This is a genomic window from Tateyamaria sp. (assembly GCF_039945315.1).
Classification (GTDB): domain Bacteria; phylum Pseudomonadota; class Alphaproteobacteria; order Rhodobacterales; family Rhodobacteraceae; genus Tateyamaria.
Genome location: NZ_JBDUXB010000027.1, coordinates 156,443 through 179,348, shown reverse-complemented (window position 1 = coordinate 179,348; position 22,906 = coordinate 156,443). Strand labels below are relative to the sequence as shown.

Below are 22,906 nucleotides of genomic sequence, written 5' to 3'. Positions count from 1 at the left end.
GTTCATGATGTGGCTTGGTGGCAGCCATGACGAAATCACCATCTCATCAGCATGCGCCGCGGTCAGACCACACAACGTGGTCAGTAGGGCCGTTCCAGCCAGTGTTGTAAGTTTCATATTTTCCTCCCTAACTTCGGCTTTCGCCGATCTCCAACTTTGACCCTTTCATAAGCCGACCGTTCGGTCAATATTATAGTTGAGACGCTGTTAACGTCAAAATGTGGCGAGAACAGCACCTTTACGCGCCTATGTTCGACCGCCTCATGTGGCTGGCGAAAATTGCGTTTTCTCTGTTAAGGGCGCACCTCATTTATTTAGATTTATGCGCTGAGTAGGTTGCAAGTGCCCGCTCTCGGCCTTCTTTTAGCCCAGCGATGGGGTTTGGATAGGCACAACATCATTCATATAGGTCAGAACATTGAAGACCCTATAGGACAAGAAGAGAGGGCCAAGGTGTTTCGCCGGTTGATCTCTTACACTGCGATTCCGATCGATGCGGATCTTCTCTTCAGATGAATAATGCTTACGTGTGGCGCGCTTGATATCTTTGACGATCTTCTCGCCTGGGCTCTTCGTTGTCTTTCTCATCGTCCACTCCTCGGTGGCTACGATGCGCAACAAATCCTCTCTTAGCAAATAACCCTAGTTGGACCCATAAGCGCTGACGTCAGACAGGCGCAAGAAGTGCCAAAAATGGAGATAACGACCGTTTTCCCGGAAGGGATAACGACGCCTGACAATATCCAGACGAGGGTCGGCGAACTCAACTTTTTTGACGGTGTGCCAGACGTGGAATCCGCTCAGAAAGTTTATAACCTTCTGGACTTTACACACGCCTATCAGGCGTTTCTTGACGGCACCAAAATCGCGTCGATGGATGCGATCCGGAAAGGAATTCTTGAATTCGGGCCCGCGAACACAACAGCCGTTTTGTTTGAAGGGCTGATGGATTCAAAAGCACTGTTCCTGACAGCCAATACAACCAGCGTTTACATGTTCTCCTGGTTGGAACTCGGTGACGAACCGATGGTGATCGAGACACCACCGAATGTGCTTGGGTTTATCAATGATCACTGGTTCAGATACGTGATCGACTTTGGCAACCTGGGCCCAGACGAAGGGCAAGGTGGAAAGTTTCTTGTGCTACCGCCGGGCTATGAAGGTGAAGTGCCAGATGGGTATCATGTCGCGCGAACGAACACCTTTGGGAATTGGGTGATATGGCGCGGTTATCAAAAAGACGGAACAACCGATTTGGCAGTCAGCCAGACCAAAGAAATGTTCCGCATGTATCCGCTGTCTCAAAAGGACAATCCGCCTGAAATGACTTTCGTGAACGCGTCAGGGCAGGAGATGAATACAATCCACCGGATGGACGCAGAAATTTTTAACGAAATCAATGACGTGGTTCAGGCCGAACCTCTGATGGGCGAAAATCCTGAATTGCTTGGTCACCTCGCTGCTATCGGTATCGTGAAGGGTCAGCCATTTGAGCCCGATGAGAGAATGCAAGCCATCCTGGAAGCAGCCGCCAAAGCGGGTTCGGTTACGGTCAAGACGATAATCTCCAAACCAAAAGATGAGCGTTTCTATTGGTATCCAGGTGAAAGCTACTGGCAAACAGCATTTCCCGGTGGCGCTTACACTTGGGAACTGGACGGCGTGTCAATTCAGGACATCCGTGCGGCGTTCCACTTCTACGCGACAGGCATCACACCTGCGATGGCTTTGAAGAAAGTAGGAAAAGGCTCGCAATATGCCTTCACCTACGTAGATTGCCAATGGCAATCCTCTGGATGGCAGTAAGACCTATAAGGTTAACGTACCTGCAGACGTACCAGCGAAAGACTTCTGGTCGTTTACATTGTACGACAACCAGACGCGCTCGATGCTTCAAACAGATGCTCAGTTTCCGGCCATTGGCAGCAACGACACAGGCGTCGTTCAGAACGAGGACGGATCGTACGACATCTACTTTGCGCCCGAGGCTCCTGAAGGCAAAGAGAGCAATTGGGTTCAAACGGTGCCGGGTAAAGGCTGGAACACAATCTGCCGTCTTTATGGTCCACTTGAATCATGGTTCGACCAGACATGGCGTCCGGGAGACATTGAACTGGTTGAATACGCGTCCTCAGAAGCATCAGCAAATGCCGAAACCGCTGAAGATATCACACTGCGCATAACTGTCGACGGGCGCGTGGCGGTGTATGGTGTTCAATTTGATACCGGCTCCACTTCAATCCTGCCGGGCTCGGAAGAAACTCTGGCTGCAATTGCCGACATGATGGCCCAATTGCCAGATCTCAAAATTGCTGTGGTTGGTCATACAGACAACGTCGGTGGCTACGACAGTAATCTTGATCTGTCCAAACAACGCGCCGACGCGGTTGTCGCCGATCTGGTCAACACTTACGGGATCGACAACGCACGTTTGTTTGCCGCTGGCGCTAGCTTCCTTGCTCCTATTGCGAGCAACAAAACCGAAGAGGGGCGCGCGCTTAACAGACGCGTAGAACTCGTCAGAGCTCCTTGAAGAATGAACGGGGCGCGCTTGCGCGTCCCGTTCGTACCATGCGTTGATGCATCCAAATAGTTTAGAAGTCTTGAAACATGGCACGTCTTTGTTTGTCAGGCGGACCTGTCGGTCAGGTCGACTATCAACAAGAGGATCAGTGTCTGGTTGGAACGCTTCAGGTCTAAAGCGGTCGTTTGCTACAGAGCGCGCCAAAGTCCACTTCGCTGACAACCACCAGTTTCAGGCAAATGGCCCAGAGCTTAGATCTTCTTTGGAATTGCGAGAGGCCACAAAAGCCACAAATACCTACGTAAAACCGCCAAATCGCCTGTGGGCCAATGTAACAAGGACTAGCCCGCAAGCAATTTTGCAGCTATGCTTCAGCATATGCACTTCGGATCAACCGGGGGCATTGAGGCAGATATAGGCAACAAGGCGGCAGATCATGACAGAGATGGTCTTTGGCGCGGTCCCTGTTCGGGACGGCGAACCAGTACTTCCAAAATGGTGGCGCACCATCGACAAATGGTCGCTGAGCTGTGTTCTGATCCTTTTCTCAATCGGGTTGTTGTTGGCGCTGGCCGCCTCGGTCCCCTTGGCTGAAAAGAACGGGTTTCCACCTTTCTACTACGTCACCAAGCAGGCGATTTTTGGCGCTGCTGCCCTGATTGCAATGATAATAACATCGATGATGTCCCCGCTTTTGGTGCGTCGCTTGGCCGTGCTTGGGTTCTTGGTGGCCTTTGTGGCGTTAGCGTTTCTGCCGTTTTTCGGCACAGACTTTGGCAAGGGCGCAATGCGGTGGTATTCGCTTGGCTTTGCTTCTGTGCAGCCGTCAGAGTTCCTTAAACCCGGCTTTGTCGTTGCTGCGGCGTGGATGATGGCCGCAAGTCAGGACATCAACGGACCGCCCGGCAAGCTGTGGTCTTTTGCTTTATGCGTTTCCATCGTGTTGATGCTGGCCTTGCAGCCCGACTTTGGACAGGCCTGTCTGGTCTTGTTTGGCTGGGGGGTGATGTATTTTGTCGCTGGGGCGCCGATGCTGCTTTTGGTGTGTATGGCGGGTGCCGTGGTCTTTTTCGGGACGATCGCCTATTCCAACTCAGAACACTTTGCCCGCCGCATTGATGGATTTCTGTTGCCGGACGTCGATCCGCGCACGCAGTTGGGTTATGCTACTAACGCCATCCAAGAGGGTGGGTTGTTTGGTGTCGGCGTGGGCGAGGGGCAGGTGAAGTGGTCCTTGCCTGATGCGCATACGGATTTCATCATTGCGGTGGCCGCCGAAGAGTATGGCCTGATCCTCGTGCTGTGTATCATCGCGCTCTATACTGGCATCGTGGTGCGGTCGCTGATGCGCCTGCTGCGCGAGCGTGATCCGTTTATCCGTCTTGCCGGAACCGGTCTTGCTTGCATGTTCGGCGTGCAGGCGATGATCAATATGGGTGTAGCTGTGCGGTTGTTGCCCGCCAAGGGTATGACTTTGCCCTTTGTGAGCTATGGCGGGTCGTCGGTCATTGCCTCTGGCATTGCTGTCGGCATGTTGCTGGCCTTCACCCGGACGCGTCCCCAGGGCGAGATTGCAGACCTGCTGGGGAGGGGGTGGCGATGATGCGCGCGCGATATGACTGCGGCGTAAAGCCCGTCTTTCCCACGACGGCATTTACTCATGGGGGCGGAGCGAAACCCGCCCTTTGGATGAGTAGGTTGGCCCGGGTGTTGAAGCATGCGTGGCAAACGGATTTGTTGGCAAAAGGAGCGCGGGGATGAGCCAACCTTTGCTCCTCATCGCGGCGGGCGGCACGGGCGGACATATGTTCCCTGCGCAAGCTTTGGCTGAGGCGATGTTGCAGCGTGGCTGGCGTGTTAAACTGAGCACGGATGCGCGCGGTGCGCGCTACACCGGCGGATTTCCACACACCACACAGATTGAGCAGATCTCGTCTGCGACCTTTGCCCGTGGCGGTCTGATCGCCAAGCTGGCAGTGCCCTTTCGCATTGCGTCGGGTGTGTTCAGCGCAATTGTGAAGATGCTGCGGGATAAACCTGCTGTTGTGGTCGGATTTGGCGGCTATCCGACCATTCCGGCGATGGCGGCGGCCACACTGCTGCGGTTGCCACGCATGATCCATGAACAAAACGGGGTTTTGGGACGGGTCAATCGCATGCTCACCAAACGGGTAGATGCAGTGGCGTGCGGAACTTGGCCCACAGACCTGCCCGACGGGGTGGAGGGCGTGCATGTGGGTAATCCGGTCCGTGCCGCAGTGCTTGAGCGCGAGGCCGCTTCTTATATCCCACCGGGTGACTATCCGATGGAAATTCTGGTTATTGGCGGATCCCAAGGGGCCCGAATCCTTTCGGATGTGATCCCGCCCGCGATTGCCAGTTTATCGATGGAGCGGTTGAAGAACCTGCGTGTCAGCCATCAGGCCCGCGGCGAGGACGAAGACCGTGTTCGTGCCTTTTACGAAGAGAATGGGATCACTGCAGATGTGCAGCCCTTTTTCACCGATGTGCCGCGGCGGATGAGCGAAGCGCAGCTGATCATTTCGCGCGCTGGTGCGTCCTCTGTCGCCGATATCTCGGTCATTGGGCGCCCGTCGATCCTAATTCCTTATGCGGCGGCCACCGGCGATCACCAGACCGCCAATGCGCGCGGACTGGTTGCGGTGGGTGCGGCAATCCTGATCCCCGAAAGCCAGCTGACTGTTGAGGCGATGGCCGAACAGATTGCGGCCGTTCTTGATACACCTGACGCCGCTTCCCAGATGTCACGGGCTGCCACAGAATTCGGCAAGCCTGAGGCGACAGAAAACCTTGTTCACCTCGTAGAAACCCTCGCACAGAAAGGGAAACCATGAACGCCGCGACAAAACTGCCCGGAGACGTGGGCGCCATTCATTTCGTCGGTATTGGTGGGATTGGTATGTCGGGGATTGCCGAGGTTCTGCTAAACCACGGTTATGTCGTTCAGGGCTCTGATCTGAAGGCGTCCAAGATTACTGATCGCCTCGCCGAACTGGGCGCCCACATCTTTGTGGGCCAAAAGGCCAGCAACATTGATGAGGCCGAGGTTGTCGTGATCTCGTCTGCGATCAAGCCGGGCAATGCGGAACTGGACGCAGCCCGTGCCCGTGGTTTGCCGATTGTGCGCCGTGCCGAGATGCTGGGAGAGTTGATGCGCCTGAAATCCAACATTGCGATTGCAGGTACCCATGGCAAAACCACCACCACAACGATGGTAGCCGCATTGCTGGATGAGGGCGATTTCGACCCCACTGTCGTGAACGGGGGCATTATCCACGCCTATGGCTCCAATGCCCGCAAGGGCGAGGGCGAGTGGATGGTCGTTGAGGCAGATGAGAGTGACGGGACCTTCAATCGGTTGCCGGCTACCATCGCCATCGTCACCAACATCGATCCTGAACATATGGAACATTGGGGGACCGAAGAGGCGCTACATCAGGGCTTCTATGACTTTGTGTCCAACATCCCGTTCTACGGGTTGGCTGTGTGCTGCACGGATGATCCAGACGTTCAGGCGCTGGTGGGAAAGATTACCGATCGCCGGGTAATCACCTATGGCTTTAACGCGCAAGCCGACGTGCGGGCCGTAAACCTGACCTACAAAAATGGCGTGGCGCATTTCGATGTGGCGCTGCAATCAGAAGATAAGCTGATCGAGGGCTGTTCGTTGCCGATGCCAGGCGATCACAACGTGTCCAACGCCCTGAGCGCCATTGCCGTGGCGCGCCATTTGGGCATGAAGGGCGACCAGATACGGACCGCTCTGGCCAATTTCGGAGGCGTTAACCGCCGCTTTACCCGTGTGGGTGAAATTGAGGGTGTGACCATTATCGATGACTATGGTCACCACCCGACTGAAATTGCCGCCGTGCTGAAGGCGGCCCGCCAAGCTACGGAGGGACGCGTGATCGCCGTGCACCAGCCGCACCGCTATACCCGCCTTCATCACCATTTTGAGGATTTCTGTTCCTGCTTCAACGATGCGGATGTGGTGGGGATCACCGATATCTTTGCCGCGGGAGAGGATCCAATCGAAGGGGCCAGTCGAGACGATCTGGTCGCTGGCCTCATCCGGCACGGCCACCGCCATGCACGCTCCGTGATGAGCGAGGATGATCTGGAACGCCTCGTGCGTGAACAGGCGCGCCCCGGTGACATGGTGGTCTGCCTTGGGGCAGGGACGATTTCCGCTTGGGCCAACGGGTTGCCGGGGCGATTGCAAAAAGGAGCGGCGTAAGAGCGCATGGAGGCCAACTTTTACAGTTTGACTGTGATCGGTGTGCCGCTTCTGGCGGCTCCGGCGGCGTTGATCTGGGGATTGCGTAAGACTTTGATCGTCGTGGTTGGCATCTGCGCGCTGATGCTGGTGGCTCCTTATGTCTACTTTGGCATCTGGGCTTTGATGGAGGGCGAGAACCTCTGGAAAGCACTGCAGGCGGTCGCGGTATCGTTCCCCGCCGCTGCGATCATTGTCGGCTGGATGCTAATGTGGACGGCGGCTTATGGCGCTGTTGCTGCCGGAATACGACTGGGGTGGCTCTACTTGAGGAGGGAAAGAGCATGATAGTTGTCTGTCTGGGCATACTTGCCTTGTCACTGGCCTTTGGCGTGGCGTGGATCAACACGCGTATCGCTGGGCTGTTCTGGGTCTCGGCCAATTTTCTTGGGTATCAGTGGATGGTCGAGGCGACACGACTGGACCCGAACATGATGAAAATGGCCGCGAACTTTTCGCTGGTACTAGTCACAGTCTATCTGTCCGTTATGGCACTTTCGGGTATCGGGGCGGCTCACCTGGCCAAATCCAAACGCCGCGCCCAACTGGATTGCGCATGACTGTGCTGATCGGGTACTATATGGATGGCCTGAGTTCGAAGCGCCTGTTTGGGGATATGTTTCGATGACACTCGCGCTGGCCTGCATCGCCTGGGTGTTTGCCGCCACTGGCGTGGCAATGTTGCCTATGCGACACCAGTACATTCCAGGCGTTACCCTTTTGATTGCGGCCCCTTTGCTGATCTTGTGGATTGGTGTTGCCGTGACCTGGTGGGCCGGTGTTTTGGCGCTGGCCGCGTTCGTATCTATGTTCCGTAACCCATTGCGCTATTTCTGGGCCAAGGCGCGCGGTCAAAACCCACAACTTCCGCCGGAGTTGCGCTCATGAGCCTTTCGATCATCCTTGCCTGTCTTTGGGCGCTGGCCGCCAACGTTATTGCGATGTTGCCCAGCCGCGATCACCACTGGACCAACGCTTATGGTCTGATCGCGATTGGCATCCCGATCCTCGGCTTTGTCACATGGCAACATGGTCCGTGGGTAGGTCTTCCGGTGTTGGCGGCGGGCATGAGCGTGCTGCGCTGGCCCATCATTTACCTCAGCCGTTGGATAAAAGGGCGGATTGCGCGATGATGCCGGTTGCCCTTGCAACGCTGCTAGTTGGGATTGTGTCAGGATTTACGCTGGCCCGCCGGTTCAGGCTGCGCACGCTGGTGGCGCTGGTTCTTGGGCCGATCGCGCTTATTGTATTTGTGTCCTGGACACCGGCAGACATGTTGCCCGGGGACGGGTATGCGATGGTGGTTGCTGCCTACCTGATTGCGCCACCCCTGGCAGCTGGCCTGTTCGGCGGCGCTGTGTTTGCATGGCTTTTCCGAAACAGAACCAAGACGGCCTGAGTTTCGGGCAAGTCTGTGTGCCGCCACCCACGAAAGCCCGTTTCAATGTCTTCATACATCGCATACGTACTGATAGCGGCCATCGGATACTTCAGTTATGCCTGCGGGCGCTCTTACGGCTGGACCGGAGCCTTTGTGTTTCTGGGGGCTTTGCTGGTGTTGGCTATCGCAATTGTGGTCAACTTGGATGAGCAGGCCGAACTTGGTCCAACTCTTATTTTGATCAGTGTTGCTTTTGTCTTGGCGACCATAGTTGGCGCAGCAGGTGTTGCCAAAAGGCGTGCAGCCCAGCAAAGCGCAGGCTCAAAGCCTCCAAAGAGCGGATGATCGTGATGAACGGCACAGGTATTCCAGACGTGCGCGGCAGTCTGACTGCACACAAAGACCTTTCGACCCTCACGTGGCTGCGCGTTGGTGGCCCTGCGGATTGGCTGTTGCAACCGGCTGACGTCGAAGACCTGTCGGACTTTCTGAAGCAGTTGGATTCGGAAGTGCCGGTGTTCCCGATGGGGGTGGGCAGCAACCTGATCGTGCGCGACGGAGGTTTGCGCGCTGTGGTGGTCCGGCTGGGGCGGGGGTTTAACGAGATCAAAGTGGACGGGGACATGATCACCGCGGGGGCTGCTGCATTGGATGCCCATGTGGCGCGCCGTGCAGCGGACGCGGGCGTCGACCTTACGTTTTTGCGTACAATTCCCGGCACACTGGGCGGCGCGGTGCGCATGAACGCCGGGTGCTACGGCAGTTACACGGCTGATGTTTTCTATTCGGCGCAGGTCGTGTTGCGCGACGGGACCATCACGACCCTGGCTCCGGCGGATATGAATTTTCGCTATCGGCAAAGCGATTTGCCGACAGGCGCGGTGTTGACCTCTGTGACCTTGCGCGCGCCCTTGGGTGATCCGGAAGAACTGAATGCCCGAATGGAGGATCAACTGGCCAAACGGGATGCAACCCAGCCCACTAAGGACCGCAGTGCGGGATCGACCTTTCGCAATCCGGCGGGGTTTTCCTCAACAGGGCGTGCCGACGACGTTCATGATCTGAAAGCTTGGAAGGTCATTGATGATGCTGGCATGCGCGGCGCAACACGCGGTGGCGCGCAAATGAGCGAAAAACACTCCAACTTCCTCATTAACACCGGCGGCGCCAGTGCCGCAGACCTCGAGGGATTGGGCGAAGAGGTGCGAAAAAAGGTTTACGATTCAAGCGGTATCACGCTAGAATGGGAAATCATGCGGATCGGCGAACCGGGTTAGGTTTCAAGAGCGCAGATGAGCCGGAAAAACGATTAAAACAACGGCATTATATACGAGGGTTCGCTAAAGGGCCCCGAAAAGAGAGCACATGGCGGGTCAGTCGAGCAGGACGGCTCCGAAAGTGGCGGTATTGATGGGTGGACCCTCGGCTGAGCGCGAGGTGTCGCTGTCCAGTGGGACGTCTTGCGCTGCCGCGCTACGGAGTTTGAACACATACGAGGTGGTTGAGGTCGATGCTGGCCCTGACCTGGCCTCAGGTTTGTTGTCGGAAAAACCAGACGCGGTTCTGAACTGCCTGCATGGGCGGTGGGGCGAAGATGGGTGCGTGCAGGGTCTCCTTGAGTGGTTGGGTATCCCTTATTCTCATTCGGGCGTTCTGTCTTCGGCTCTCGCAATGGACAAGCAGCGTACAAAGGATGTCTATCGCGCCGCCGGTTTGCCGGTCGTGGACAGCATCATCGCACCCGCAGATGAGGTGCGCCGCACCCATGTGATGTCCACGCCTTACGTGGTCAAACCAAACAATGAAGGGTCCAGCGTCGGCGTTTACCTTATCACTGACGGCGCCAACGGACCGCCAAAGTTGAGCGCGGACATGCCCAACGAGGTGATGGTCGAAGCCTTTGCCCCCGGACGTGAGTTGACCACCACGGTGATGGGCACGCGCCCCTTGGGCGTCACAGACATCCTGACGGACGGTTGGTATGACTATGATGCCAAATACAAGCCCGGTGGATCGCGTCACGTGATCCCGGCGGATGTGCCGACAGAGATCACCGAGATGTGCCTCGATTTTGCGGTGCGCGCCCACAACGCTCTCGGGTGCCGGGGCGTAAGTCGAACTGATTATCGCTGGGATGAAAGCAAGGGCGCGGCTGGTCTTATCCTATTGGAGACCAACACACAGCCCGGAATGACCCCGACGTCGCTGACGCCTGAACAGGCGCAAGCGGCGGGTATCTCGTTTCCAGAGCTGTGTGCTTGGATGGTGGAGGATGCGTCGTGTCACAGGTGAACCGCCGATCTGATCCAGCCCCGTCCCGCTGGTCATGGCGCATGCAGCGCCTGATGCTTACGCCAGTGTTCCGGTTCGGACTGCGCGCTGGTCTGCCCTTTGCGATCACATTGGGTACGGCAACGTGGTTCCTGTCGGATCCGGTCAATCAGGCCGCCATCCGTGATACGGTGGCCGAGGCTCGCACAAGCATTGAACAGCGCCCCGAATTCATGGTGAACCTCATGGCCATTGATGGGGCCGACAATGCACTGGATGCTGCGATCCGTCAGGCTGTGCCGCTGGATTTCCCTGTCTCCTCATTCGACCTTGACCCCAATGCCATGCGGGCCCGTATCCTTGAGATGCCTCCGGTTAAAGAAGCGACCGTGCGTATCCGCCCCGGCGGAGTGCTGCAAGTGGACATCACCCCGCGGGTGCCCGTCGCGATATGGCGCACGGCCGAAGGGTTAACCCTTGTTGACGGAACGGGTGCCAAGGTCGGATTGATCGACCGCCGCGGGTTGCGCCCGGAACTGCCCGTAATTGCAGGTGAGGGGGCTCCGAAACATGTGGGCGAAGCACTGGCCCTGATGGAAGCAGGCGCGCCTCTTGGGGCGCGGTTGCGCGGACTAGTCCGGCTTGGGGATCGCCGTTGGGACGTGGTGCTTGACCGCGATCAACGCATTCTTTTACCCGCAGAAGATGCCGTTCGGGCGTTTGAACGCGCCCTTGCGCTGGATGCGGTCGATGAAATCCTGGCCCGTGATGTGGCGCGCGTTGACTTGCGCCTGTCGGACCGACCCACCGTCCGTATGAATGCCACTGCCACTGAAGAATGGTGGCGTATCCGGCAAATGAATTCCAACCAATGAGTAGCCTCAATGACTGACCTTTATGAAAACCAACGCAGCATGCGGAACATGCGTAAAATTGCGATGCAGCGGGGCGTTGTGGCCATTCTGGATGTCGGCAGCTCGAAAATCGCCTGCCTTGTTCTGCGGTTTGACGGCACGACCAAGCTGGGCGAAGAGGGCGAGATTGGCTCACTTGCCGGACAATCCGGTTTCCGCGTTATAGGGGCGGCCACCACGCGGTCGCGCGGTGTCCGCTTTGGCGAGATTTGCGCGATGCAGGAAACCGAACGCGCCATTCGAACAGCTTTGCAGGCGGCTCAGAAGATGGCCGGGATCCGCGTGGATCATGTGATCGCATGCTTTGGCGGGGCGGAACCGCGCAGCTACGGTCTGGACGCACAGGTGCAGTTGGACGGGCAGATGGTGTCCGAACAGGATGTTGCCCAAGTGCTGGCGCGCTGCGATGTGCCCGATTATGGCGAAGGACGCGAGGTACTCCACGCGCAACCTGTGAACTTTGCCCTTGATCACCGGTCTGGCCTATCTGACCCTCGCGGGCAGTTGGGTAATGAGCTGGCAGTGGACATGCACATGCTGACCGTGGATGCGGCAGCCGTGCAGCATCTGGCGCACTGTATCAAGCGTTGCGATCTGGAATTGGCTGGTATTGCCTCATCCGCATATGTGTCGGGCATTGCGTCGCTTGTTGAGGATGAGCAAGAGCTTGGTGCGGCCTGTATTGATATGGGGGGCGGGTCCACAGGCGTTTCCATCTTTATCAAGAAACACATGATTTTTGCGGATGCTGTGAGGATGGGGGGGGATCACGTGACCTCTGACATCTCCATGGGATTGCAGGTGCCGACGGCCAATGCGGAACGGATCAAGACCTTCTATGGCGGTGTACATGCGACGGGCATGGATGACCGGGAGATGATCGAGATCGGTGGCGAGTCCGGTGATTACGAACATGACCGGCGCACTGCGTCCCGAGCCGAGTTGATCGGCATCATGCGCCCGCGCGTCGAAGAGATTCTGGAAGAAGTGCGCCAACGTCTGGATGCGGCCGGATTTGACCACCTGCCGAGTCAACAGATCGTGCTGACAGGTGGGGCCAGCCAGATCCCCGGCCTCGACGGGCTTGCCAGCAAGATTCTGGGCCAGCAGGTGCGTCTGGGACGCCCCTTGCGGGTGCACGGGTTACCTCAAGCAGCGACCGGGCCTTCGTTTGCTTCGGCTGTCGGGTTAGCGTTGTTTGCCGCACATCCACAGGACGAATGGTGGGATTTTGACATCCCTCATGACCGACATTCGGCGCGCTCCTTGCGCCGCGCGGTCAAGTGGTTCCGCGAGAACTGGTGAGCCAAAGGCAGATCACTGGATCAATTTGTTTCCATTGAGCCGAAGAGACAGGAAATCCCTCTTTGTCGCGACTGAAACGGCCACTGCAGCGCGTCTTGAGAAATGGATTTTCAGGCATCGAATCGCTTGGGTTTTTGTGTGGCTTCGCATACACTTATCCACAAGGCCCGCGAGAGGCCCGGCGGCACTGTCGAGCAGTAGCCCCAGATTCTGAAACTACCATTGCGTGTATTGCGCAGTGTCCTCGTCATGGGTGATTTGCCTGTGCGCGTGGTAGCTTTGTCTTCTAAGCCCCCCACATCTGGCCATTTTTGCCAAATCACGTGTGCACTGGCAAAGCACCGCCTGTATTTTGTAGGGAAATTGCGTTTTTTAAGTGACCTTCGCGCGCTTCGGCGATAGGATTGGCGAAATTTAGGCACAAAAACACCCGCGAACGCGGCTAACATACAGGTGGAATTGACCCATGACGCTGAATCTCACGATGCCCGGCAATGAAGAGCTGAAACCCCGGATCACGGTCTTTGGCGTTGGGGGTGCGGGCGGCAATGCGGTCAACAACATGATCGAAAAGTCGCTGGACGGCGTTGAATTCGTTGTGGCCAACACAGACGCTCAGGCGCTGCAGCAGTCTTCCGCCGCCAATCGGGTGCAATTGGGCATCAAGGTCACCGAAGGTTTGGGGGCAGGGGCCCGGGCAACAGTAGGTGCCGCCGCCGCTGAAGAGAGCATCGAGCAGATCGTTGACCACCTTGCCGGCGCGCACATGTGTTTCATCACTGCAGGCATGGGCGGGGGCACTGGGACGGGTGCAGCGCCGATCATTGCGCAGGCCGCACGCGAGCTTGGTGTGTTGACCGTTGGTGTTGTCACCAAGCCCTTCCAGTTCGAAGGCGCCAAGCGGATGAAGCAAGCCGAAGACGGTGTCGAGGCCCTGCAAAAGATGGTCGATACGCTGATCATCATTCCCAACCAGAACCTTTTCCGCCTTGCCAACGAAAAGACAACCTTCACTGAAGCGTTTTCGTTGGCGGATGACGTCCTGTACCAAGGTGTGAAGGGTGTGACCGACCTGATGGTACGTCCAGGCCTGATTAACCTCGACTTTGCTGATGTTCGCGCCGTGATGGACGAAATGGGCAAGGCCATGATGGGCACGGGTGAAGCTGAGGGCGAAGATCGCGCCATTCAGGCTGCCGAAAAGGCGATCGCCAACCCGCTGCTGGACGAGATTTCCTTGCGTGGTGCAAAAGGCGTGCTGATCAATATCACCGGCGCCCACGACCTGACCTTGTTCGAACTGGACGAGGCGGCCAACCGCATCCGCGAAGAAGTCGATCCAGATGCCAACATCATCGTCGGTTCAACACTGGATACTGCTATGGAGGGCATGATGCGGGTGAGCGTTGTGGCCACAGGCATCGACGCAACCGACGTGCAGACTGATTTGCCGGTTCCGCGCCGTTCTATGGCAGCCCCGCTGCCTGCGTCCTTCTCGGCGGACGAAGCCGAAGAAGCGTCTGCGCCGATCCCGATGCCTGAACCAGCGCCCGCCCCGGTGGCCGCTGCCGCTGAAGAACCTTCGCTGTTCGAAGAGCTGGATGTGAATCAGGCTGCTGCTGCCGATATGGCCGAAGACATCTTTGCCGAAGAGGCACCTTCTACAGCAGATGACGATCTGCCACCGCCAGCCTATCAGCCAGAAGTAGCGGCGTTTGAGCCAACGCCAGAGCCCGAAAATTTTGTCGCTCCACAGGCGCCGGCTCCGGGGACACCTTCACCAGAGGCGCTTGCCCGTCTACGTGCAGCCACCCAAAAAGCTGCACCACACCGCGCTCCATTGGCCCCTGAAGAAGCGCCCGCAGCGGCACCAGCCGCAGCAGGTGAAAAGCCGCGTTTTGGCATCAATTCCCTGATCAACCGCATGACTGGTAGCCACGAATCTTCCGGTGGTGAGGCGCGCCCGGCGCGCCAGCAACCTCCAGTTCAGTCAGGTGCAGCCGCCGCGCCAGCGCCTGCACCAAAGCCTGCTGAGGCAGTGGACCCGGATCAGGAACGGATTGAAATCCCGGCCTTTCTGCGCCGTCAAGCGAACTGATTTATCTTACCTTAAGACAGAAAGGGCTGCTATTTGGCAGCCCTTTTTTTGTTTGAGAACAGCGTGTTGCACGACCTGATTCTTGACGTGACATCCATTGTGTCACGATGTTTCAGACCGTTGCAAAGATTGAGTTGTGAGTCTGGACCCCAGCCCATAGGTCTATTGCGTAACAAAGGTGTAACGGGGTGGGCCCAGTGCAGGCGACAGTCAAAGGACCAATCACATTTACAGGACGTGGGCTTCATTCCGGCAAGCCTGCACGCCTGACGATTCGTCCCGCGATGGCTGAGCACGGAATCTGGTTTTGCCGTACGGACATCGAAAATGGCGATACGATGATTCCTGCGCGATATGATGTTGTGCACCAGTCCCCGTTGTGTACCACGCTTGTGAATGAGGCAGGCGTGAGCGTGGGAACTGTGGAACATGTCATGGCGGCGCTTGCCGGGTGCGGTGTGCACAATGCACTGGTTGAGATCGACGGCCCCGAAGTGCCAATCCTCGATGGGTCCGCTGTGCCGTTTGTGCGTGGCATCATGCATCGCGGCCTGCGCCGTCTTCCCGCCCGCGTGCGCGCTTTCCAGGTGTTAAAGCCAGTGACTGTCACGCAAGGCGAAGCGACCGCGACCATTGCGACTTCGGATGTTCTGAAGATCGAATTCCACATTGATTTTGCGGATGCAGCAATTGGCCGACAATCCAAGACGCTGAATATGTCCAATGGCAGTTTTGCGCGCGAGTTGAGCGACAGCCGCACATTCTGCCGCAAAGGCGATGTTGAGAAGATGCAGGCGAGCGGTCTGGCCCTTGGCGGAACGCCGGGTGTGAACGCGGTTGTGTTCGACGGGGATCACGTGGCGAGCCCCGGTGGGTTGCGTCATCGGGATGAACCCGTACGTCACAAAATGCTTGATGCGTTGGGTGACATCGCATTGGCAGGTGCACCTCTGATCGGGCATTATACCGGCGTGCGCGCGGGACATACTCTGACCAACCAACTCTTGCGCAAACTGTTCGCAACGCCCGGTGCGGTGCGTATGGTGACATGCGATGCAGATATGGCAGCGCTTTTGCCCGGTGCGGGCCTTGTCTGGGACGAAATCCCGCAAGTCGCCTGACGCCCTTCGCGACGTGCTTGTGAAATCTTGCACTTAAAACTCCCAGTGACCTCAGAAGATCGGCAAGCAGAATTGCCTGCGCTTTTCTCAAAACGCTGTGCAGTAAGGCAAATCGGCATTTTATCCTTCCCTGACTTTGTGTTAAAGAAACCCAAACAGCCTGAAACAGGGCGGTGTTGAGCGTCGTTGGGGAAAAGCATGAACCGCGGGACATCCATATTGCGACTGGCGAGTGTACTGGTGCTGACCGGGTTTGTGGCGGCCTGCGGTTCCGACCGGCCCACGACCGGTAGTTTTCTGAATCAGCAGGAAGTCCCGCTCGAAAGCTTTACACCTCAGCAAATTTTCGAGCGCGGCGAGTTTGAACTTGAACAGGACGACCTAAGCGAAGCGGCGTTTTACTTTTCCGAGATTGAGCGGCTTTACCCTTATTCCGACTGGGCGCGGCGCGCATTGATCATGCAGGCCTTTGCATATCACCGGGATCGTGATTATCCCAACTCACGCTCTTCTGCGCAGCGGTTTATCGACTTCTACCCCGATGATGATGATGCAGCCTATGCGCAGTACCTGCTGGCGCTCAGCTATTATGATCAGATCGATGAAGTGGGGCGCGATCAAGGGTTGACGTTCCAAGCCTTGCAGTCCTTGCGGGAAGTCATTGAGCGCTATCCTGACAGCGAGTACGCCAAGGCGTCGATCCTGAAATTTGATCTGGCGTTTGATCACCTTGCGGGCAAGGAAATGGAAATTGGTCGCTATTATTTGCGCCGCGACAACTTTGCTGCCGCAATCAACCGTTTCCGCGTGGTGGTAGAAGACTTTCAGACCACGACCCACACGCCCGAGGCGTTGCACAGACTGGTCGAGGCCTATCTGTCACTTGGGTTGACGGATGAAGCGCAATCGGCGGGTGCCATCCTTGGCTACAACTATCAATCGACTGACTGGTATCAGGACAGTTTCAAGTTGCTGACCGGGCAGGGGCTGGAACCTCGTGTGCGTGGCGATAACTGGCTGTCACAAACTTACCGTCAGATGATTAAGGGCCGGTGGCTCTGAGGTGATGGCAGAGTGAACGCCGCCTTTAGGATGGGCCCTGATGCTGCGTACCCTTGATATCTCGGATATGCTGATCATTGACCGGCTGGAACTTGAGTTTCAGCCTGGCTTGAACGTGTTGACCGGCGAGACAGGGGCGGGCAAGTCGATATTGCTGGACGCGCTTGGCTTTGTCCTTGGTTGGCGCGGGCGGGCCGAACTGGTCCGGCAGGGGGCCGAGCAAGGCGAGGTGGTCGCGTCCTTTGATCTGAGCCCGGGTCATCCCGCCATCGCTGTGTTGGAAGAGGCGGGGTTGCCTGTCGATGATGAGTTGATCCTGCGCCGGGTGAACATGTCTGATGGTCGCAAGACTGCGTGGGTCAATGATCGCCGTTGTTCGGGCGAAGTGCTGCGCGCGTTGAGTGAGACGCTGATTGAATTGCACGGCCAGCATGATGACCGGGGCCTTTTGAACCCTCGTGGTCACCGCGCCATTTTGGATGCTTTTGCCGGGTGTGATGACGCGCGCGCTGACACTCGCGCACGCTGGCGAGAGATGGGGCAAGCCCGCAAGGCATTATCGGACGCAGAAGCTGTTATGGATGCGATTCGGGCGGAAGAGGAATTCTTGCGTCATGCTGTTGCTGAATGCGACGCCCTTGATCCCAAGGGCGGGGAAGAGGCCGAGCTAGACACACGCCGCCGCCAGATGCAGGGGGCTGAACGCATTCGTGAGGATGTCCAGCGCGCTTATCAGGGCTTGGGGCATGATGGGGCCGAAGGCGCGTTGAGCGACGCGATCCGCTGGCTCGACGGGGTGGCCGAGCAGGCCGAGGGAACGCTTGATGCGCCATTGGCCGCGTTGTCCCGCGCGCTTGGGGAGCTGGATGAGGCCAGCGACGGGATTGTCCGTGCCCTTGAGGCGATGCAGTTTAACCCGACAGACCTTGAAGAGACCGAAGAGCGTTTGTTTGCGATCCGTGCACTGGCGCGCAAACATGGGATCAGTGTGGATGTTTTGCCCGGCTTTGCCGGCGATTTGCGGACCAAACTTGCCGCGCTTGATGCTGGGGAAGCAGATTTGGGGCGCTTGCGTGCAGAATTGGCCGCTGCCGAGACCGCTTATGAGACCGCTGCGCAGACCTTGCGCGCGGCGCGTATCGCCGCGGCCAAAAATTTGGACACAGCCGTGATGCAAGAGCTTGCCCCGCTCAAAATGGAGCGGGCGGTGTTTACTACGCAAGTGGGGGATGAGGCGCCTGGCCCAGAGGGGTTCGACGCCGTTGCCTTTTCCGTGGCGACCAACCCGGGCGCCCCTGCGGGTGCGCTGAACAAGATTGCATCGGGTGGCGAACTTAGTCGGTTTTTGCTGGCGCTCAAAGTTTGCCTCACGCGCGAGCAGTCGGGTCTGACCATGATCTTTGACGAGATCGACCGGGGCGTCGGCGGTGCAACAGCCGATGCCGTCGGGCGCCGGTTGTCGACGCTGGCGGCGGGAGGGCAAGTGCTGGTCGTGACCCATTCCCCGCAAGTTGCGGCATTGGGCGCACATCACTGGCGGGTCGAAAAACGGGTGAAGGGCGAAATGACCACGTCAACTGTGGTCCCGCTGGCCAACGAAGCCCGGGTCGATGAAATCGCGCGCATGCTGGCCGGGGATACGATCACCAAGCAGGCGCGCGGAGCCGCGATTGCATTGCTGGCAGGGTGATATTTGCAAAGGACTCGCGTTTAGATTGAAATTCCGGGATTGCGGGGCTTTGCATAGGTTCCGGGGTTTCGCAGGTGCAGCATTTCGCCTAACCTTAGTTACGTCTTCACGCATTGTGACCCGCACCTGACCCATGGCAGAGCCCACACGCCCCTTTATTGCCAAGCAATATGGCCTTGCATTGAACGCATGTCGGGACGGGTGGTTGGTGCTACGCCAGCAGGGACCATCTCAAGTACAGTTCTGGTTTATCGCGTTGGCTGTCGGTATCGCAGCCGGGTCTGCGGCACTGTTTTTCCGCAAGGGAATCGAGGCTCTGCAAGCCTGGCTTTATGGCACCGAGGACGTTCAATACCTGCATAGCGCCGCGACCTATCTACCGTGGTACTGGATATTGGTTATTCCCATTGTCGGGGGGGTGCTGACCGGGCTGATACTGCACCATTTCACCCGTGACGGAGTTGCACGCAGTGTCGCGGACGTCATCGAAGGGGCAGCCTTGCGCAACGGACAAGTGGGCACGAAGGCTGGGATTGCGTCGGCTTTTGCCAGCTTCATCACTCTTTCGACAGGTGGATCAACCGGGCGGGAGGGCCCGGTGGTGCATATTGCAGCCGTCATTTCCACCAAAGTGTCGCGCTGGATCAGCGCAGATGGGATCACGGGGCGTGATCTGCTGGGGTGCGCGGTGGCCGCCGCTGTTTCTGCCAGTTTCAATGCCCCAATTGCAGGGGCCTTGTTCGCGCTTGAGGTGGTGTTGCGCCATTTTGCGGTCCATGCCTTTGCTCCCATCGTGATCGCTTCGGTGGCAGGTACAGTGATCAGTCGATTGGAATTTGGCGACGTGCGGGAGTTCACATCGCCAGAGACGAACGAACTGGTTTTTTACCAGGAACTACCGGCTTTCCTGTTGCTTGGCCTTGTCTGCGGATTGGTCGCGGTCGTTCTGATGCGGTCGATTTTCTGGACAGATGATGTTGGGACGGCATTTCAAAAACGCACCGGTATCCCGCGTTGGCTGCGCCCACCGATTGCAGGCGCTTTGCTGGGCGGCATGGCCATTTTCTATCCACACATCATTGGGGTGGGGTACGAAACCACCTTGCTGGCACTGAATGGGCAACTGGCCTTGAACGAAGTCACGGTGTTTGTGGTTCTTAAAACAGCCGCCGTGGCGATCACCATGGCGGGTCGTATGGGGGGCGGGGTGTTTTCGCCGTCTCTAATGATCGGGGCATTGTCCGGGCTGGCCTTTGGGCTGATTGCGACAAGTGTATTTCCGGATGTGTCGGGGTCTGTGTCGCTCTATGCACTGGCGGGCATGGGCGCTGTTGCGGCTGCGGTTCTGGGCGCACCGATTTCAACGACATTGATCGTGTTCGAACTGACAGGGGACTGGCAGACGGGGCTTGCTGTGATGGTTGCTGTGTCGATGTCGACCGCTTTGGCTTCGCGGCTGGTCGATCGGAGTTTCTTCCTTACCCAACTTGAGCGGCGTGGCGTGCATCTGGCCGCGGGGCCACAGGCCTATTTGCTGGCGATGTTTACTGTCAGCTCTGTCATGCGCAAACCGGACGACCCGCGCGCCGCGGATGAGGCGCGAAGTTGGGAGCTGATAGGAGATGGCATCTATGTGGATGCCGCGGCCACGCTCGAGGTCGCGTTGCCCATCTTTGATCGGACATTGGTGCCGTTCATTCCAGTGGTGACGTTGACTGGCAAGGATGCTGCCCCGGAGTTGAAAGGTTCGCTGTTCCACGTGGACGCGCTGAAGGCTTATAACCGGGCCTTGGCGGCGACGGCGGCGGAAGAGCACAGTTGAGGCCGGTGCCCGCTCTGTTTGCTGCGCTAAGGCGCCCACCCGCCGACCCATTAGGTGTTTTGGGGATCATTGGGTTCCATACTCATTGGATAGACGGTGTGGCCGACTGATTTTCTTTGAAAAGCAGTATTTTCCACCGGTTGCGATCACATAGGTGATCGCTCCTCAGATCTTTTCGACCGCGACGCCTTCGCTGGTATAAAATGCCAGATGGTCTTTGATCCGTGCAACGTTCTCGTTGGGCGCTTCATAACTCCAGACTGTGTTCTCAAGAGTTTGCGACTTTGTTACGACGGAAAAGTAGCTCGCGTCACCCTTGTGCGGGCAGTGCGTCACTTTGTCGGTTTTGTCCAGAAATGCCATCGCGATGTCGGAACGAGGGAAGTAGATGACCGGTGGATAGTCGCCCTCGCTCAGCTCCAGCGCGTTTGTGCTTTCGCCCAAAACAGCCCCGCCGGCGCGCACAGTCCAGGTGCCGTCTGCCTTACGAATCGTGATGTGGTCGGCCATGAAACGCCTCCTCTAAGTGGGCTGTGTGCGGTGATGGACGCAACGTGTAACAGATGCGTGACGGTGCTGCCAGAGCTAGAGCGGGCGGCATGCTTCGGCAAGCCAGGCGCGTGTTGGATCTGATACGCGCGGGCCAATTTTGGCCAGGGTTTCAGCATGATAGGCGTCAAGCCAAGCACGAGATGGAGCGTCCAGCATGTCCGGTACAATCAGGGTCCGGTCAATCGGTGCGTAGGTCAGAGTGCGCCAACTCAGCATCTCGCGATGTATGTCTCCACCCGCGGGCGGTGTGGCCTGTTCGACGACCAGCAGGTTTTCGATGCGAATGCCAAAGGCGCCTTCGCGATAGTACCCCGGCTCATTGGACAGGATCATTCCGGGCTGAAAGGGCACCGAGCTGGTGCGGGCTAGTCGCTGTGGACCTTCATGTACCGACAGGTAGGCCCCGACACCATGGCCCAGCCCGTGGTCAAAATCCTGATGTGCATACCAGAGTGGCGCGCGTCCGATCACTTCGATATCGCGGCCCGCCAGACCCTTGGGCCAGATCAGGCGCGACATTGCGATCATGCCCATCAGCACGCGCGTAAAGGCAGCACGGGCCTCTTGGGGCGGTGTGCCGATGGCAATGGTGCGGGTAATGTCTGTGGTCCCGTCCAGATACTGCCCACCACTGTCCAGCACGATCAACTGGCCGTCCTGTAGGGCGCTGTCCGTCTCTTCGGTTACGCGGTAGTGCATGATCGCGCCGTTCGGCCCGGTGCCCGCAATCGTTTCAAAGCTGATGTCTTGCAGGGCGTTGTCGCGCCGCCGGTACCCTTCCAATTCGGTGACCACTTGCGTCTCGCGCAAGCTGCCAGGCTCTTGTACATCGAGCCAGGCGAGCAGTTCCACCACCGCAGCTCCATCGCGCAAGTGCGCCTCCGCACTGCCCTCGATTTCAGCGGCATTCTTGCAGGCTTTGGGCAGAGCGCAGGGATCGCCCCCCCATTTGATGGCATCCCCGAGAGTGTCGGCCACAATCACAGGAGCCGACGACTTATCAACAAGGACTGGACCTTTTAGCGCGGCGAGTTCAGCCAAAAACGCATCCGGTCCATGGCTTGTGACGCTGTCTCCCAGATGGTCGCGCACGTCGTCGAGTTTGACCGGCGACATGAACAAATCCACCGCGCCAGTGCTGTGCAGAATGGCAAAACCCTGCACAATCGGATTGCGCGGGATATCTGCCCCGCGAATGTTGAGTAACCAACACAAGGAGTCTGGCAAGGTGATCACAGCCGCTTCAGCGCCCGCATCGATCAGGTCGGTCGCCAGTCGAGCGCGTTTATCCTCGTGGGGTTCTCCTGCAAATTCAAGAGGATGAACTTTAGCCAATTTAGCCGCCGGGGCAGGCTGGTCCGGCCAAATCCGGTCCACGAGGTTTTCTGATTGCACCAGTTCAATGCCGGTGCCTGCCAATGCGTCAAGCGCCTGTTCTATCTGGGCAGGGGTGTGCAACCAAGGATCAAAGCCGACGCGACCGCCGTCGGGCAATTGCTCTTTCAGCCATGCGCCAAGGCTCACATCTGGCCACGGCACTAGAGTATAGACGTCGGCTACTTGTGCCTTAACCTGTGTGCGATATCGGCCATCAATGAACACGCCGGCAACGTCAGTCAAAACCACGCAAAACCCTGCAGAACCAGTAAACCCAGTCAGCCACGCAAGACGCTCATCTCGCGCCGATACATACTCGCCCTGATGCGCGTCCGCGCGTGGCACGAGGAACCCGTCCAGTGCCTCGCCTTGTATGACGGCGCGCAAAGCCTCCAACCGGGGCGGGCCCTGTTCGGGTCGAGCCGTGACTTCAAACGACTGAAACATGCCGCATCCCCTTTATCTGGCCAGAAAGAATATTCCCTTGAAAGG

The 22,906-nt window shown here is 57.8% G+C and carries 23 protein-coding genes; 20 read left to right on the top strand and 3 right to left on the bottom strand.

Features of this window, described 5'->3' with window-relative positions:
* Nucleotides 1-363: 363 nt before the first annotated feature.
* On the bottom strand, nt 364-588 hold the full coding sequence (locus ABJD00_RS08420) for a hypothetical protein (RefSeq protein WP_413858277.1): 225 nt from the start codon (nt 586-588) through the stop codon (nt 364-366).
* Nucleotides 589-693: 105 nt separating this feature from the next.
* Here ABJD00_RS08420 and ABJD00_RS08415 point away from each other — a divergent pair, with 105 nt between their 5' ends.
* The 20 genes from ABJD00_RS08415 to ABJD00_RS08320 all read left to right on the top strand — a co-directional run bounded on the left by ABJD00_RS08415 (nt 694) and on the right by ABJD00_RS08320 (nt 20,485).
* Entirely contained in the window at nt 694-1,806 is a 1,113-nt protein-coding gene (locus tag ABJD00_RS08415; RefSeq protein WP_413829633.1) for a DUF1254 domain-containing protein, read from the top strand.
* Complete coding sequence (locus ABJD00_RS08410; RefSeq protein ID WP_413829665.1) at nt 1,775-2,533, top strand: DUF1214 domain-containing protein; 759 nt, start codon at nt 1,775-1,777, stop codon at nt 2,531-2,533. Before ABJD00_RS08415 ends, ABJD00_RS08410 begins: the two co-directional genes overlap by 32 nt.
* Nucleotides 2,534-2,960: 427 nt before the next feature.
* A complete protein-coding gene (gene ftsW / locus ABJD00_RS08405) occupies nt 2,961-4,127 on the top strand; it encodes a putative lipid II flippase FtsW (RefSeq protein ID WP_413829631.1) in 1,167 nt (388 codons plus the stop codon).
* A gap of 154 nt (nt 4,128-4,281) precedes the next feature.
* Entirely contained in the window at nt 4,282-5,379 is a 1,098-nt protein-coding gene (gene murG, locus ABJD00_RS08400) for an undecaprenyldiphospho-muramoylpentapeptide beta-N-acetylglucosaminyltransferase (protein ID WP_413829629.1), read from the top strand.
* A complete protein-coding gene (gene murC / locus ABJD00_RS08395; protein ID WP_413829627.1) occupies nt 5,376-6,782 on the top strand; it encodes a UDP-N-acetylmuramate--L-alanine ligase in 1,407 nt (468 codons plus the stop codon). The genes murG and murC overlap by 4 nt, the downstream gene beginning before the upstream one ends.
* A 6-nt stretch (nt 6,783-6,788) precedes the next feature.
* Entirely contained in the window at nt 6,789-7,109 is a 321-nt protein-coding gene (locus ABJD00_RS08390; protein ID WP_413829625.1) for a hypothetical protein, read from the top strand.
* Nucleotides 7,106-7,381 carry a hypothetical protein gene (locus tag ABJD00_RS08385; protein ID WP_413829623.1) on the top strand — a complete coding sequence of 92 codons (276 nt, stop codon included), beginning with the start codon at nt 7,106-7,108 and terminating at the stop codon, nt 7,379-7,381. Before ABJD00_RS08390 ends, ABJD00_RS08385 begins: the two co-directional genes overlap by 4 nt.
* A 64-nt stretch (nt 7,382-7,445) precedes the next feature.
* Nucleotides 7,446-7,709, top strand: a complete 264-nt coding sequence (locus tag ABJD00_RS08380; protein ID WP_413829621.1) for a DUF2484 family protein — start codon at nt 7,446-7,448, stop codon at nt 7,707-7,709.
* Nucleotides 7,706-7,954, top strand: coding sequence for a DUF2484 family protein (locus tag ABJD00_RS08375; protein WP_413829619.1), 249 nt, complete (start codon nt 7,706-7,708; stop codon nt 7,952-7,954). Before ABJD00_RS08380 ends, ABJD00_RS08375 begins: the two co-directional genes overlap by 4 nt.
* Nucleotides 7,951-8,220: a hypothetical protein gene (locus ABJD00_RS08370; RefSeq protein ID WP_413829617.1), complete on the top strand. Its 270-nt coding sequence runs from the start codon at nt 7,951-7,953 to the stop codon at nt 8,218-8,220. The genes ABJD00_RS08375 and ABJD00_RS08370 overlap by 4 nt, the downstream gene beginning before the upstream one ends.
* A 45-nt stretch (nt 8,221-8,265) precedes the next feature.
* Entirely contained in the window at nt 8,266-8,547 is a 282-nt protein-coding gene (locus ABJD00_RS08365; RefSeq protein ID WP_413829615.1) for a hypothetical protein, read from the top strand.
* A complete protein-coding gene (murB, locus tag ABJD00_RS08360) occupies nt 8,544-9,479 on the top strand; it encodes a UDP-N-acetylmuramate dehydrogenase (protein ID WP_413849703.1) in 936 nt (311 codons plus the stop codon). The genes ABJD00_RS08365 and murB overlap by 4 nt, the downstream gene beginning before the upstream one ends.
* 88 nt (nt 9,480-9,567) lie before the next feature.
* On the top strand, nt 9,568-10,494 hold the full coding sequence (locus ABJD00_RS08355) for a D-alanine--D-alanine ligase (protein ID WP_413829613.1): 927 nt from the start codon (nt 9,568-9,570) through the stop codon (nt 10,492-10,494).
* Nucleotides 10,482-11,348 (top strand): cell division protein FtsQ/DivIB, encoded by an 867-nt coding sequence (locus ABJD00_RS08350; RefSeq protein WP_413829611.1) that lies wholly within the window; start codon nt 10,482-10,484, stop codon nt 11,346-11,348. Before ABJD00_RS08355 ends, ABJD00_RS08350 begins: the two co-directional genes overlap by 13 nt.
* Before the next feature lie 9 nt (nt 11,349-11,357).
* Nucleotides 11,358-12,692, top strand: coding sequence for a cell division protein FtsA (ftsA, locus tag ABJD00_RS08345; RefSeq protein ID WP_413829609.1), 1,335 nt, complete (start codon nt 11,358-11,360; stop codon nt 12,690-12,692).
* Between the two features lie 466 nt (nt 12,693-13,158).
* A complete protein-coding gene (gene ftsZ / locus ABJD00_RS08340) occupies nt 13,159-14,790 on the top strand; it encodes a cell division protein FtsZ (protein WP_413829607.1) in 1,632 nt (543 codons plus the stop codon).
* Between the two features lie 197 nt (nt 14,791-14,987).
* Entirely contained in the window at nt 14,988-15,911 is a 924-nt protein-coding gene (gene lpxC / locus ABJD00_RS08335) for a UDP-3-O-acyl-N-acetylglucosamine deacetylase (protein ID WP_413829661.1), read from the top strand.
* A 198-nt stretch (nt 15,912-16,109) separates the two neighbouring features.
* On the top strand, nt 16,110-16,973 hold the full coding sequence (locus ABJD00_RS08330; protein ID WP_413829605.1) for an outer membrane protein assembly factor BamD: 864 nt from the start codon (nt 16,110-16,112) through the stop codon (nt 16,971-16,973).
* A 40-nt stretch (nt 16,974-17,013) separates the two neighbouring features.
* Nucleotides 17,014-18,663 carry a DNA repair protein RecN gene (gene recN, locus ABJD00_RS08325; protein WP_413829603.1) on the top strand — a complete coding sequence of 550 codons (1,650 nt, stop codon included), beginning with the start codon at nt 17,014-17,016 and terminating at the stop codon, nt 18,661-18,663.
* A 133-nt stretch (nt 18,664-18,796) separates the two neighbouring features.
* Nucleotides 18,797-20,485 (top strand): chloride channel protein, encoded by a 1,689-nt coding sequence (locus tag ABJD00_RS08320; protein ID WP_413829601.1) that lies wholly within the window; start codon nt 18,797-18,799, stop codon nt 20,483-20,485.
* A gap of 165 nt (nt 20,486-20,650) precedes the next feature.
* On the opposite strand, the gene ABJD00_RS08315 is transcribed toward ABJD00_RS08320, so the two are convergent.
* On the bottom strand, nt 20,651-20,995 hold the full coding sequence (locus tag ABJD00_RS08315) for a DUF427 domain-containing protein (RefSeq protein ID WP_413829599.1): 345 nt from the start codon (nt 20,993-20,995) through the stop codon (nt 20,651-20,653).
* Between the two features lie 75 nt (nt 20,996-21,070).
* On the bottom strand, nt 21,071-22,861 hold the full coding sequence (locus ABJD00_RS08310) for an aminopeptidase P family protein (protein WP_413829597.1): 1,791 nt from the start codon (nt 22,859-22,861) through the stop codon (nt 21,071-21,073).
* Nucleotides 22,862-22,906: the final 45 nt, after the last annotated feature.